The 13,704-nt window shown below is 64.8% G+C and carries 12 protein-coding genes; 11 read left to right on the top strand and 1 reads right to left on the bottom strand.

Features of this window, described 5'->3' with window-relative positions; translation table 11 throughout:
• Nucleotides 1-57: 57 nt before the first annotated feature.
• From IC762_RS32145 to IC762_RS32100, 10 genes are all read left to right on the top strand, one after another.
• On the top strand, nucleotides 58-612 hold the full coding sequence (locus IC762_RS32145; protein WP_195786095.1) for an HD domain-containing protein: 555 nt from the start codon (nucleotides 58-60) through the stop codon (nucleotides 610-612).
• Between the two features lies 1 nt (nucleotide 613).
• The gene (ureC, locus tag IC762_RS32140) at nucleotides 614-2,329 is read left to right on the top strand and encodes an urease subunit alpha (RefSeq protein WP_195786094.1); all 1,716 of its coding nucleotides are present in this window, start codon (nucleotides 614-616) and stop codon (nucleotides 2,327-2,329) included.
• A gap of 47 nt (nucleotides 2,330-2,376) precedes the next feature.
• Nucleotides 2,377-2,676 (top strand): putative quinol monooxygenase, encoded by a 300-nt coding sequence (locus tag IC762_RS32135; RefSeq protein ID WP_195786093.1) that lies wholly within the window; start codon nucleotides 2,377-2,379, stop codon nucleotides 2,674-2,676.
• 22 nt (nucleotides 2,677-2,698) lie between these two features.
• Nucleotides 2,699-2,998: a putative quinol monooxygenase gene (locus tag IC762_RS32130; RefSeq protein WP_195786092.1), complete on the top strand. Its 300-nt coding sequence runs from the start codon at nucleotides 2,699-2,701 to the stop codon at nucleotides 2,996-2,998.
• Between the two features lie 7 nt (nucleotides 2,999-3,005).
• Nucleotides 3,006-3,644 (top strand): urease accessory protein UreE, encoded by a 639-nt coding sequence (locus tag IC762_RS32125; protein WP_195786091.1) that lies wholly within the window; start codon nucleotides 3,006-3,008, stop codon nucleotides 3,642-3,644.
• On the top strand, nucleotides 3,625-4,362 hold the full coding sequence (locus IC762_RS32120; protein WP_195790383.1) for an urease accessory protein UreF: 738 nt from the start codon (nucleotides 3,625-3,627) through the stop codon (nucleotides 4,360-4,362). The genes IC762_RS32125 and IC762_RS32120 overlap by 20 nt, the downstream gene beginning before the upstream one ends.
• 167 nt (nucleotides 4,363-4,529) lie before the next feature.
• Nucleotides 4,530-5,168 carry an urease accessory protein UreG gene (gene ureG / locus IC762_RS32115; RefSeq protein ID WP_195786090.1) on the top strand — a complete coding sequence of 213 codons (639 nt, stop codon included), beginning with the start codon at nucleotides 4,530-4,532 and terminating at the stop codon, nucleotides 5,166-5,168.
• 415 nt (nucleotides 5,169-5,583) lie between these two features.
• A complete protein-coding gene (locus tag IC762_RS32110) occupies nucleotides 5,584-7,245 on the top strand; it encodes a CHASE domain-containing protein (protein ID WP_195786089.1) in 1,662 nt (553 codons plus the stop codon).
• Between the two features lie 397 nt (nucleotides 7,246-7,642).
• Nucleotides 7,643-8,671, top strand: coding sequence for a cytochrome-c peroxidase (locus tag IC762_RS32105; RefSeq protein ID WP_195786088.1), 1,029 nt, complete (start codon nucleotides 7,643-7,645; stop codon nucleotides 8,669-8,671).
• Between the two features lie 483 nt (nucleotides 8,672-9,154).
• A complete protein-coding gene (locus tag IC762_RS32100; protein WP_195786087.1) occupies nucleotides 9,155-10,120 on the top strand; it encodes a hypothetical protein in 966 nt (321 codons plus the stop codon).
• Between the two features lie 65 nt (nucleotides 10,121-10,185).
• Here IC762_RS32100 and IC762_RS32095 read toward each other — a convergent pair whose 3' ends face one another.
• Nucleotides 10,186-10,503, bottom strand: coding sequence for a methylamine utilization protein (locus IC762_RS32095; protein ID WP_246801345.1), 318 nt, complete (start codon nucleotides 10,501-10,503; stop codon nucleotides 10,186-10,188).
• Between the two features lie 263 nt (nucleotides 10,504-10,766).
• Between IC762_RS32095 and IC762_RS32090 the strand changes: the two genes are divergently transcribed.
• Nucleotides 10,767-13,682, top strand: coding sequence for an EAL domain-containing protein (locus IC762_RS32090; protein ID WP_195786085.1), 2,916 nt, complete (start codon nucleotides 10,767-10,769; stop codon nucleotides 13,680-13,682).
• Nucleotides 13,683-13,704 lie beyond the last annotated feature (22 nt).

Genomic DNA, 13,704 nt, shown 5'->3' with positions numbered 1-13,704 from the left:
TTGGGGAGAGGGGTAAGCCCCGGGCTCCGACAGCAGTCGTGGGAGCGCCGTAGCCCAATGCGCCCCGCGATCCGTCTCATCTCAGAAGCGGCCGACTTTGCCGCGCGTCGTCACAATGGGATGGTGCGCAAGGGGCGGGGAGATGGGCCGTACATCAATCATCTGGCCGAGGTCGCGAATTTGCTCGCACAGGTGACCGATGGCGCGGATGCTGAACTGGTGGCCGCGGGCTGGCTCCATGACACGATCGAGGATACCGCGACCACGCGCGAGGAGCTCGCTGAGCGGTTCACCGAGCGTGTCGCCTCGCTGGTCGTCGAATGCACCGACGACATGCGCCTGCCGAAAGCGATCCGCCGGCAGAAGCAGATCGAGGACGCCCCGCACAAATCGCCGGATGCCAAGCTGATCAAGATCGCCGACAAGATCAGCAACACGCGCGCGCGGATCGTGCCGCATCCAAGCCGAGACGAGCGTGACGACCTCGCCGACTACGCCGCGTGGGGCGCGAAAGTCGTCGCGGGATGCCGCGGCGGCAATCCGCGGCTGGATCGCATGTTTGATGACACCATTGCGCGCGCCAGGGCCGCGCTGGCTGAAACCGGGGGCTGACATGTCCGTGAAGATCAAGCGTTCCGTCTATGCCGACATGTTCGGCCCGACCACCGGCGACAAGGTGCGGCTCGCCGACACCGATTTGATCATCGAGGTCGAGAAGGACTTCACCACCTATGGCGAGGAGGTGAAGTTCGGCGGCGGCAAGGTGATCCGCGACGGCATGGGGCAGTCGCAGGTGACCAACGCGCAAGGTGCCGCCGACACCGTGATCACCAATGCGCTGATCGTCGATCACTGGGGCATCGTCAAGGCCGACGTCGCGATCAAGGAGGGCATGATCGCGGCGATCGGCAAGGCCGGCAATCCCGACATCCAGCCTGGCGTCACCATCGTGATCGGCCCCGGCACCGATGTGATCGCGGGCGAGGGCAAGATCCTCACCGCGGGCGGTTTCGACAGCCACATCCATTTCATCTGCCCGCAGCAGATCGAGCATGCGCTGATGTCGGGCGTCACCTCGATGCTCGGCGGCGGCACCGGGCCGTCGCACGGCACCTTCGCGACCACCTGCACGCCGGGTCCGTGGCACATGGGACGGATGATCCAGTCGTTCGACGCCTTCCCGGTCAATCTCGGCATTTCCGGCAAGGGCAATGCGTCGCGCCCGGCGGCGCTGGTCGAGATGGTCAAGGCCGGCGCCTGTGCGCTGAAGCTGCACGAGGACTGGGGCACCACGCCGTCGGCGATCGACACCTGCCTCTCGGTCGCGGACGACTACGACGTCCAGGTGATGCTGCATTCGGACACGCTGAACGAGTCCGGCTTCGTCGAGGACACGGTGAAAGCGTTCAAGGGCCGTACCATCCATGCTTTTCACACCGAGGGCGCAGGCGGCGGCCACGCGCCTGACATCATCAAGATCGCGGGCCTGAAGAACGTGCTGCCGTCCTCGACCAACCCGACCCGGCCGTTCACCCGCAACACCATCGACGAGCATCTGGACATGCTGATGGTGTGCCACCACCTCGATCCCTCGATCGCCGAGGACCTTGCGTTTGCCGAGAGCCGGATCCGCAAGGAGACCATCGCAGCGGAAGACATCCTGCACGATCTCGGCGCGCTCTCGATGATGTCGTCGGACTCGCAGGCGATGGGCCGGCTCGGCGAAGTCATCATCCGCACCTGGCAGACCGCCGACAAGATGAAGAAGCAGCGTGGTGCGCTGCCGCAGGACAAGGGCAACGACAACGACAATTTCCGCGTCAAGCGCTACATCGCCAAATACACCATCAACCCCGCGATCGCGCACGGCGTCTCGAAGCTGATTGGTTCAATCGAGAAAGGCAAGCTCGCCGATCTCGTGCTGTGGTCGCCGGCCTTCTTCGGCGTCAAGCCGGACTGCATCATCAAGGGCGGCTCGATCGTGGCTGCTCCGATGGGCGATCCCAATGCCTCGATCCCGACGCCGCAGCCGGTGCATTACCAGCCGATGTTCGCCGCCTTCGGCAAGGCGCTGACGGCCTCATCGGTGGTGTTCACCTCGAAGGCCGCGGTCACCGGCGGCCTCGCCCGCAAGCTCGGCATCTCCAAGAAGCTCTACGCGGTGCAGAACACCCGCGGCAAGATCTCCAAGAAGAGCATGATTCACAACGACGCGACGCCCAAGATCGAGGTCGATCCCGAGACCTATGAGGTACGCGCAGACGGCGAGCTCCTGACCTGCGCGCCAGCCGAGGTGCTGCCCATGGCACAGCGCTATTTTATGTTCTAAAACCCCTCCCGGTATCTCAATAGAAAAGAAAACCGGGAGGAATTTCCGTGATTTACGTCGTTGCTACGCTGACCATCAAGCCTGAGAGCCGCGCCGAATTCATCGCTGCGGCAACCGCCTGCATCAAGGAAACCCGTAAGGAGCCGGGCAACATCGCCTACGATCTGCATGAGAGCGTCACCGACCATGCGAAGATGGTGTTCGTCGAGCAGTGGGAAAACGCCGAGGCGCTGGTGCCGCATCGCACCGCCGAGCACATGAAAACGTTCGGCCGGGTCGCGGTGAAATGCATGTCGGCGCCGCCGCGGATCGAGGTGATCACGCCCGAGAAGGTCGACGTCCGCTAACGAACAAGAAGGGAGACAATCCATGATCTATGTCATCGCCACCACGCCGATGAAGCCGGAGAACCGCGACGACTTCATCAAGGGCCACAAGGCTTGCACCGCCGAGACCCGCAAGGAAAAGGGCTGCCTCGCCTATGACGGCCATGTCAGCGTCAACGATCCGAACCTCTATGTGGTGGTCGAGCGCTGGGAAACCCGCGACGACCTTACGGCACACAGCAAGGCGCCGCACATGAAGGTGTGGCGCGAATATTCCGCGCAGATGAAGACCGCGCCGACGGTGATCGAGATCATCAGCGACGGCAAGGTCGAGAAGATCTGAGGCTACGATGATCCGCGCGACAAAGGTTCTGGGACAGCATCGCTGGACGCACGCCGCGGCCGACACCGTCGTGCTCGATTTCGACGACCGGCACCGGCGGCGGATGGCGATGACCGGGACGCGCGGGCTCGAATTCCTGCTCGACCTGGAGAACGCCACAGCGCTGCGCGGCGGCGATGCGCTGGTGCTGGAGGACGGCCGCCTCGTCGAGGTGGTGGCCGCGCCCGAGCCGCTGCTGGAAATCCGCGGCAGCGATCCGCATCATCTGATCCGGGTCGCCTGGCATCTCGGCAACCGTCATCTGCCGACCCAGATCATGCCGAAGGGTTTGCGCATCCGCAGGGATCACGTCATCGAGGCGATGGTGAAGGGGCTCGGCGCCAGGGTCATCGAGATCGAGGCGCCGTTCGATCCCGAGGGCGGCGCCTATGCCGAGCATGCGCATGCCGAGGCGCACGCGCATGCGCATACCGGGCACGATCATGCGCAGAGCCACGCGCATGCCCATGCGCATCATCACGATCACGGGCACGACCACCATCACCACGGTGATCACCATCATCACGATGATGGACACCACCATGATGAGCATTGCGGCCACGATCACCACCATCACGACCACTCCCATGCTCATGACCACAAGTGAGCCGGATCCCGCCGCCACCAGCGGCGGGATGACGGAGGTCGAGGCGGCCGCGCTGTATCGGTTGATGACGTGGCTGTCGCCGTCCTTCCCGGTCGGCGCGTTCTCCTATTCCAGCGGCATCGAATGGGCGGTGGAAGCCGGCGACATCACCGATGCCGCCTCGCTGCGCGGCTGGCTGGCCGCGATGCTGACCGACGGCAGCGGGTTCTGCGACGGCGTGTTCCTGGCGCAAACCCACCGCGCTGCGTCCGGGCATGACGATGCCGGGCTCAAGGAGATCGCCGAGCTCGCTGCCGCCTTCGTGCCGTCGCGCGAGCGGCAGCTCGAGACCACCTCGCAGGGCCGCGCCTTCATCGACATCGCGCGTGCCGCCTGGAATTCGCCGGGCCTCGAGGAGATGGTCAAGGCCTGCGAAGGCGCAATCGTCTATCCGGTCGCAGTCGGCCTCGTCAGCGCCGCGCACGGCATTCCGCTGGCGCCGTCGCTGCACGGCTTCCTGCATGCGGTGGTGTCGAACTGGATTTCCGCGGGCAGCCGGCTGATCCCGCTCGGGCAGACCGACAGCCAGCGCGTGCTCGCCGCGCTCGAGTCCGACGTTGCTGCGACTGCGGCGCGCGCCGGCGCGGCGTCGCTCGACGATCTCGGCAGCGCGACATTCCGCGCCGACCTCGCCAGCCTGCGGCACGAGACGCAATATACCAGGCTGTTTCGGTCATGATGTGGGGTGTCACTTCCTCAGCCGTCGTCCTGGCGAAAGCCAGGACCCATAACCACAGGCCTCCGTGGTTATGCGAGGCTGCGGCCCCAGCGTCTCGCAACAATTCGGTTCGGTGGTAATGGGTCCCGGCCTTCGCCGGGACGACGATAACGGAAAGAGCACATTACATGCCCACGTCTCACGGTCCGTTGCGTGTCGGTGTCGGTGGTCCGGTCGGCTCCGGCAAGACCGCGCTGATGGACCTGCTCTGCAAATCGATGCGCGAGCGCTACGACATCGCCGCGATCACCAACGACATCTACACCAAATGGGATGCCGAGTTCCTGGTGCGCTCGGGCTCGCTGACGCCGGACCGCATCGCCGGGGTCGAGACCGGTGGCTGCCCGCACACCGCGATCCGCGAGGACGCCTCGATGAATCTCGCCGCGGTCGCCGACATGCGCGCGAAATTCCCCGGCCTCGATCTGGTCCTGATCGAATCCGGCGGCGACAATCTGGCCGCGACCTTCTCGCCGGAATTGGCCGACCTCACGATCTATGTCATCGACGTCGCCGCCGGCGACAAGATCCCCTCCAAGGGCGGTCCCGGCATCACGCGGTCTGACCTTCTCGTGATCAACAAGATCGATCTCGCCCCGCACGTCGGTGCGTCGCTTGCGAAGATGGAGACCGACGCCAAACGGATGCGCGGCGAGCGCCCCTTCGTGATGACCAATCTGAAGCAGAGCGACGGCCTCGACCGCATCGTCAGCTTCATCGAGACCAAGGGCGGCCTGCGGTCGCAGCCGCCGGGCAAGGCGGGCTAGCCGTTAACGATTGTGGCGGTGCCGACCGCCAGCCCCGTCATCCTTGGGGGGCGCGAAGCGCGTCTCGACGGATGCACGGTCATTGGCCGATTCATCCTTGAGACGCCTGCTGCGCAGGCTCCTCAAGGATGACGGGCTGGCAATGCCCTCGGGATGATCAGAGCCCGCCGCAAAAAAGCTGCGCAATCGCCGGAACAATTTCCCACTTTGCCGAATTAGCAACCTCTGGCGTCGCAAGAAATCAACCGGGCGACGCCGGCGTTAATGCTGCCGACCGGCTTCTGTTGCGTACCGATGATCGCTATTCCATATTCCGCCTGCGGTTGGTGTTCGTCGCGTGTTGATGTGTCACCGCCCCGCAGAGCCAAGATGCTTTCCATCCCGTTTCTCCACCCCCTGATTGCCGAGTAAACGAGTGGTTCGGCTGGGCTTCATCGTCGCCTTGATCGCGTTGATCGGAATCCTGCTCTCCGGTCTCGCCGCCTATCGGGTGCACGATCAGGAGCTCGCGCTCGACGGCATCGCGCTGGCGCGGGCGATCGACGTCCATGCCAGCCTGGTGCAGGACCGCCTGACCGAGCGTGAGCTGCTGGCGCGAGTGGCCTCCGGCCTGTTCCGGGCGCCGTCGACGATCAAGGCCAACATGCTGCAGCCGCTGCGCTCGGCGATCTACGCCTTCAAGACCGATTTCGTCGTCGCCGCCTGGATCGCGCGGCTCAAGCCGAACGAGCTATCGGCCGCCGAGACCGAGTTGAAGGCGGCCGGATTCACCAATCCGCAGATCAGGGATTTCGACGACCAGCCGCTCGACATCAAGTCGCTCGACAAGCCGATCAACGTGATGATGGATGTCGAGCCGCGCAATCCGGAGACCTTGAGCATCCCGGGCCGCGCCTTCGATCGCCATTCCGTGGTCGGTCCGATGCTGGCCAAGGCGATGGCGCAGGCCAAGCCCGTCGCCTCGGACCCGATCCCGCTGCTGCGGCAGAACGGACCGGTCGGCGTCGCGCTCGCGGCGCCGGTGTTCCAGGAGGGCGCCTCGGAGCCGGCCGGCTTCGTGACGTTTTCCTATGAGCTGTCGTCGCTGATGCTGACCAATGACGACTCTTCGCTGTTCGCGGTGGCGTTGAAGGATCCGCGCGATTCCAACGACGAGTTCACCGCTAACGAGCAGGGCGTCGTCACCTCGCGAGCGATACGTCAGGACGGTCCGCCGCCGTCGATGGTGCGCACGGTGACGTTCGGCGGCCGCGACTGGTCGCTCGACTACTACGCCAAGAGCAACGCCACGGTGCGCGCGCAGCAGACCGCGACCATCGTCGCCGCGATCGGGTTGGCGCTGACCGGCATCGTCTGCGGCCTGTTCGGCTATGTCGCCTATAACAATCTGCGCCTCAGTCGCGAGATCGAGGTCCGGATCGGCTTCGAGCGCCGGCTCACGGCCGTGATCGACGAGCTCAATCATCGCGTCAAAAACATCCTCGCGGTGATCCAGTCGATCGTGACGCGCACGCTGCGCCACGGCGCCGACATCGACGTCGCGCGCGAGCTTCTGATCGGGCGCATCCACGCGATGTCGAACGTCGTGACCCTGCTGTCCGAGAGCCAGTGGCAGGGCGTCAAGCTGAAGGGCCTGTTCGAGTCGCGCGCGATCCCGCACGCCGACCGCATCGCGGTCAACGGCCCCGACATCACCGTCAGCGCCCGCGCCGCACAGTCGCTGTCGCTCTTGTTCTTCGAACTCGCCTCGCACTCCGACGAGGGCTTGTCGCTGGTCGGCAAGCATCCGCACATCGTCGCCAATTGGGAGGTTGCGGGCGAGGGCGGCGACGCCGCGTTCCATTTCCGCTGGGAGGAGTTCAACACCAGCCAGGCGACGCGCCGCGCCGACAGCGATTTCGGCCTGATCCTGCTCGACCGCGTCGCGCCCGAAGCGCTCGGCGGCACCGCCAAGCGCTACTTCACCGACGTCTCCTACGTCTACGAACTGACCGCGCCGATGGACACCGTCGTCGACATGACCGAGCGCGACCGCACCGAGCAGTTCTCGGCACCGGTGCGCCCGGCGAAGAAGTAGCGGCGGAGCCATCGCCTGACCGCGGGCAAAGCAGCGTGTAAGGGACGCACCGGCGGACAGGTTCCCTCCCCCTTGCGGGGGAGGGTTAGGGAGAGGGGTACCGCACGGCGTGCTCTCTCCGGATCACCTTCGATGATGCGCATCGAATTGCGATGGCTGTGCTGCTCGTCGGATTTCTCGCCCGGGGCTCACCCCTCTCCCTAACCCTCCCCCGCAAGGGGGGAGGGAGCCTGACGAGCGTGCTCACCTCACCGCGCAACGGGCGCGCAGTGACGTGGCGGGCATATCGATCCCAGTCCCTCACATCCCCGGCATCCGTAATCCCCGCAACCGATTGTTAAAACTTCATTGATCATGCCGGTGCATATACCGAGCAGGATACCGTTTGAGGACCCCAATGAGGCTTTGGGTCGGCCTGACCTTGCTCGCGGCGCTTTTGCCGGTGGGGCTGTCGTTTGCGCTGACCGCGGCAAACACGCCCGACGATGTCGCGACCGTTCGCGCCAGCTATCGCCGGCCGGACGCGGTTCCGTTCCCGAGCCGCAATCCCTATTCCGAGGCCAAATCCACCCTTGGCGAGATGCTGTTTTTCGATCCGTTGCTGTCGCGGTCGAAGACGCACTCCTGCGCGAGCTGCCACAATCCGGGTCTGTCATGGGGCGACGGCCTGCCGCGGGCGATCGGCGAGGACCCGAAGGGGCTGCCAATCCGCGCGCCGACCCTGATCGACGTGGCGTTCTTCGATCAGCCGCTGGGCTGGGACGGCAAGTTCCGGGATCTCGAATCCGTGGCGTTCGGGCCGATCGAGAACCCGATGAACCTGAACATGACGGAAGCGGAACTGATTTCGCGCCTCTCGGCGATCCCGGCCTATGGCGAGGCGTTTGCCCGCGCATTCGGCGACGGCGCGATCACGCGGCCGAGGATCGAAGCCTCGCTTGCGACCTTCGAGCGGTCCATCGTCGCTGGCGAAGCGCCGTTCGACCGCTGGATCAGGGGTGACGATGCCGCCATCAGCCCGGCGGCGCAGCACGGCTTTCAGCTCTTCAACGGCAAGGCGCGCTGCGCCTCCTGCCACAGCGGCCCGTCCTTCTCGGACGGTTCGTTCCAGGATATCGGGACCGCCAAGGGCAACGACGTCGGGCGTGGCCGCTACTTCCCGAACTCGGTCAAGCTGCGTCATGCCTTCAAGACCCCGACCTTGCGCGACGTGGCGCGCCGCGGGCCCTATATGCATGACGGATCGGTCGCGACCCTGGAAGACGTGATCGAGCTGTACGACAAGGGCGGCATCGATCGGCCAAGCCGCTCGCCGGACATCAGGCCGTTGTCGCTGACGGCCAGTGAGAAAAAGGACCTGATCGCCTTCCTGCAGACGTTGACCGCGGCCCCGCAGGTCGCCGTGGTTCCAAGGTTGCCGCGCTGATCGCGATTGACGCGGTCAGGCGAGGTGCGGCAACACCGATCCCAACAGGCCGAGGCCGGTGATCAGGAGCGCACCTGCAACTGTCTCAATGGTAGCAGTGCGCGATGGGTTCCACTTTGCCGCGAAAGCGAGCGCAGACCCTACCCCGACACTTACGACGACGCTCAACGCCCCAAACATGCAACCGGCTCCCGATCCGATTCTTGTCGGGTTTCACTACGACAGTTGAATTGAACCTCCGTGCGGGAACTAGCTAAAATTTGAAGCACCCAGCCCGCGTTACCTCAGCCCCGCGACAGTTAACCACGAAACAACCAAAGGGTGTTGGCTGGCGAAAACCTCTAAAATTTAATGTAAGATGAACACGTCGTTAAAGGTTGGGCAGTAGGTGCGATGTTCAGTGGTTGGGGGCGAGAGGCCATCTCGGCACTCCGTGCGCGCTCCTTCTTCGCCAAGTGCCTCGTCGGAATCGTCTTTTGCGTCATGTCGGCACGAAGTGCCGATGCGCATGTCAAATGGTTCTGTGCCTTTGACGTCGCCGGACAGCCTCGCGGACTCGAGAATGTGCTGTGCATGGATTTCGAGCTGCTGCTCGGCATCGCCGTGTTCTGGCTGTTTGCAGGCTGCCTGATCGAGCCCACCGCAGTCGGTGAAGCGACGATCCGCGCGCTCGACCGCATCACCAGCCCGTTGCGGCCATACACCGACGTGATGATCCGCGCCGTCGTCGCGTTCTTCTTCATTTCGATCTGGGCCGTAGGCGGGATCCTGCTGACCCCCGAGCTGAAGACGACGTCGCCGCTGGTCGGCGTATTGCAGCTCGCCATCGCCGCCGGCATGCTGTCGCGCCGGACGCTGCCGCTCTCGGCGCTGGGGATGGCCGTCATCTACGGGATCGCGGTCCGCAATTACGGCGTCTTCCATCTAGCCGATTATCCGATCTTTCTCGGCGTTGCCGCCTACCTTGCGCTCACCGGGTTGAAGAAGGACCTGTTCGGCGTTCAGCCGATCGACGTGATGCGGTACGCCACCGCGGTGACGTTGATGTGGGCCTCGATCGAGAAATGGGCCTATCCGGAATGGAGCTTCCCGCTTCTCATCGAGCATGCCAGCATCACCTTCGGTTTCGACAACGAGTTCTACATGCGCGCCGCCGGCATGGTGGAATTCGCGCTGGCCTTTGCATTGGTCTGGACACCGCTGATCCGGCGTTGCGCCGCCACCGTGCTCACCGGCATGTTCATCAGCGCCTGCTTCGAGTTCGGCAAGATCGACACCATCGGGCACTCGGCGATCATCGCCGTGCTGCTTGCGATCGTCTGCGACAACCGGAGCTCGGAGCGCAGGGCGCCATGGCTGGCGCCGGTCGGGCTCTGCGCCGCGCTGAGCGTGACGCTGTTCGCCTACTATGTCGGCCACGCCGCGCTGTTCAAGACGGCGGTCCTGTAGAACGTTTTCAAGCGAAGTAGATATCGGTTTGCGTGAAGAAAACGCGTCAAACCGCAGTCCAACCGCTATTTCGCGACGTGGACGGCGAGCTTCATCTTCGGATGAATGCCGCACAGCACCGTGTAGTCGCCGGGCACGGTGAAGGCGACGTCATACTTGCTGCCCGGCTGCTGATCGCCCGAGTCGAAGCTGAACGCATCCGTGCTCAAATATGCGTGATGCAGCAGTTCCCCATCATCGTTAATGAACCGTAAAACCTCGCCGCGCTTGATCGAGATCTCCGCGGGCTTGAATTCGCGGTCCTTCTGCGAAATGGCATACGGGCCCGCGCCGAGCGCGGCTCCCCCGAACATTCCCGCTATGATTGCGGCCGCAAGCGGCATGCGGCCGATCGTGCCGAGCCGCGATGTGCGCAACAGGCTTGACTGCATTTCAACCCCACCTTGAACGATGGAACATCGGGCACCCGAATGGCCCCGATGGTGCCTCCCGGATTACCTGCGAGGGCGATTATCGCCAGTTGATCTTAACGATTTCGGCATGAGTTCCGGTCACTACTAAGGCAATTTGAAAAGACGAAGTTCATTTCCGCTGCGTCAGGCAGTCTGCGTGGCTTGAGTATCATGTACCACGGCGAAGCGCGGAGATGGGTCTTCTGTTCAACCTCAAGGCGAAAACTGTCGTGGCGCTTCGGTTCGCCGCCGCTCGCCTGTCGCGCACAGCGCTGACCAAGGGGTCGATCCGGATCCAGATTCTGATCTTCAGTGTGACGATGAGCGCCATTGCGATCGCGCTCGGGGGCTACTCGATCGTCGGCATCCGGCACGCCGGCGACCTCGTCGCCAAGACGTTCGATGAATCGCTGATGTCGATCAACTACGCGCGTGCAGCGGGCGCCGACTTCGCCGCGATGCGGGTCGCCTCGTCGCAGCGCCTGATGAGCACGGATCCGGCGGTCCGTGCCAGCCTCGACAGCCAGATCGAAGCGCTCGCCAAGGCGCTGTCGGAGGATCTGACGATCGCCGCCGATCGGTCGCAGTCGTCCCGCGCCGCCAAGGCCGCCGCCAAGGTCCAGGAAGCCGCCGATGCCTGGATGGCGCTGCATCGCCGCGCGGTCGAAGCGTCGCTGGCGACCGACGGCGCGTCGGATCGGCAGCTTCCCCCCAACACGGTCGGCGAGGTCGACCGCTACTCCAAGATCGTCGGCCAGCAGGTCGAGCTGCTCGTCAACTACACGGCCGGCGACGGCTTTCTGTTCCGGCAGCGAGCGCTCTCGACCATCAGGCGCGACCTGCAGCTCAACGGCGCCGGGCTGACCGCCGCGCTGTTTCTGTCGGCGCTGTTCTCTTGGCTGCTGGCGCGCCGGATCATCGGACCCGTCGCCATCGCGTCGCGGGCGGCGCAACGCATTGCCGAGGGCGACCTGGACGCGACGATCCCCAAAGGTGGCACCGACGAGCTCGGCAAGTTGTTGACCGCGATGGAAGCCATGCGGGACAATATCAGGCGGATGGTCAATCAGGAGGTGTCGCAGCGCCGCTCCGCGCAGGCGAGGCTTTCGGACGCGCTCGAGACCTCGCGCGAGGGCGTGGTGCTGCTGGATGCGGACGGCCAGATCGCGCTGGCCAACTCGCGCGCCAGCGAGTTCATCCGTCTCTCCCCGCAGCTTCTGCGTTCGGACCGGCTCGACGCCACAGGCGTCGCCACGATGCCGGCCGACAGCGATGTCGACGATTTCGCCAGCGAGGCGCAACTGCCCGACGGGCGCTGGCTGCGCGTCAGCCGCAGCGAGACGCAGGGGGGCGGCGGCGTGCTGGTCTACAGCGACATCACCGCGCTGAAGCAGCAGAAGGCGGAGCTGCACGAAACCAATCTTCGCCTCGATGCGGCGCTCACCCACATGTCGCAGGGGCTGTGCCTCTACAACAGCGAGGCGCGGCTGCAGGTCGTCAACCGCCGGTTCTGCGAGATCTTCGACATTTCACCGGAGCTGGTCCTGCCTGGCATGACGCTGGAAGACGTCCTCGAACTGAGCATCGCCGCCGGCAATCACGGCAGCCGGACCGTCACCGACCTGATGGCGGAGCGCGAGCGCTCGATTCCGCGGCACCAGAGCGGCAATTATCTCGAGCGTCTCAGCGACGGGCGCATCATCTCCGTCGCGCAACGGCTCACCTCCGACGGCGGCTGGCTCGTCACCTGCGAGGACGTCACCGAGCAGCAGCGCGCCGAATCGCAGATCGCGTTCATGGCGCGGCACGATGCGCTGACCAAGCTGCCGAACCGGACGTTGCTGGCCGAACGCATCGAGCAGGCGGTGGCACAGGCCGGCCGCGGCTTCGGCTTTGCCGTGTTCTGTCTCGATCTCGACAATTTCAAGCCGGTCAACGACACGCTCGGGCACCCGGTGGGCGACGAGTTGCTCTGCGCGGTCGCGGAGCGGCTCAACGCCTGCGTCCGCGAGGTCGACACCGTTGCGCGTCTCGGCGGCGACGAGTTCGCGGTGATCCAGTGCGGCGTGCAGAACGCCGAGGACTCCGAGCGCCTGGCGCGCCGCATCGTGGAATGCGTGGGCGCGCCGTATGAATTGAACGGGCATCGCGTCGTGGTCGGATGCAGCGTCGGCATCTCGGTGTCGCCGGCCGACGGCACGGTGGGCGAGAAGCTGCTGAAGAATGCCGACGTCGCCTTGTACCGCGCCAAGATGGAGGGACGTGGGACTTGGCGGTTCTTCGAGCCGGCGATGGACGCCACGCTGCAGCGGCGCCGGGCGCTGGAGCTCGATCTGCGCGAGGCGATGGGCAAGGACGAATTCTCGCTGTACTACCAGCCGCTCTACGACCTCGATCAGGACCGCATCTGCGGTTTCGAGGCCCTGCTGCGCTGGCAGCATCCGAAGCGGGGCATGGTGCCGCCCGACCAGTTCATTCCGATCGCCGAGGAGATCGGGCTCATCACCCCGCTCGGCGAATGGGTGCTCAACCGTGCCTGCGAGCAGGCCGTGACGTGGCCCGGCGAGATGAAGCTCGCGGTCAATGTCTCCGCGGCGCAATTTCACGACCAGGGGCTGATCGACGTCATCGCCCGGGCGCTTTCGGCGTCGCAATTGTCGCCGCGCCGGCTCGAGCTCGAAATCACCGAATCGGTGTTCCTCGCCAACAGCTCGGAGACGCTGGCGACATTGCACAAGCTCAAGGCGCAAGGGCTGCGCATCGCCCTCGACGATTTCGGCACCGGCTATTCCTCGCTGAGCTATCTGCGCAGCTTTCCGTTCGACAAGCTCAAGATCGACAAGTCGTTCGTGCGCGATGCGACCGCGACGCACGGTTCGAAATCGATCGTCCGCGCCGTCATCAGCCTCGGCCGCAGCCTCGGCATGACCACGATCGCCGAAGGCATCGAGACGGTCGAGCAGCTCGATCACATGCGGGCCGAGGGCTGCAACGAGGCCCAGGGCTTCCTGTTCAGCCACCCGGTGCCGGTGACCGAAATCGCCGGCAAGATCCTGGAGCTGAGAAACGGCTTCAAGCCGGCGGCTTTCAAGAAATCCATGGCGAGCTAGCGCGGCAGCATCAGGCCGGGAA

It is taken from the genome of Bradyrhizobium genosp. L (genome assembly GCF_015624485.1).
In the GTDB taxonomy this organism is placed as follows: Bacteria; Pseudomonadota; Alphaproteobacteria; order Rhizobiales; family Xanthobacteraceae; genus Bradyrhizobium.
This window is presented reverse-complemented; position numbering and strand designations above follow the sequence as displayed.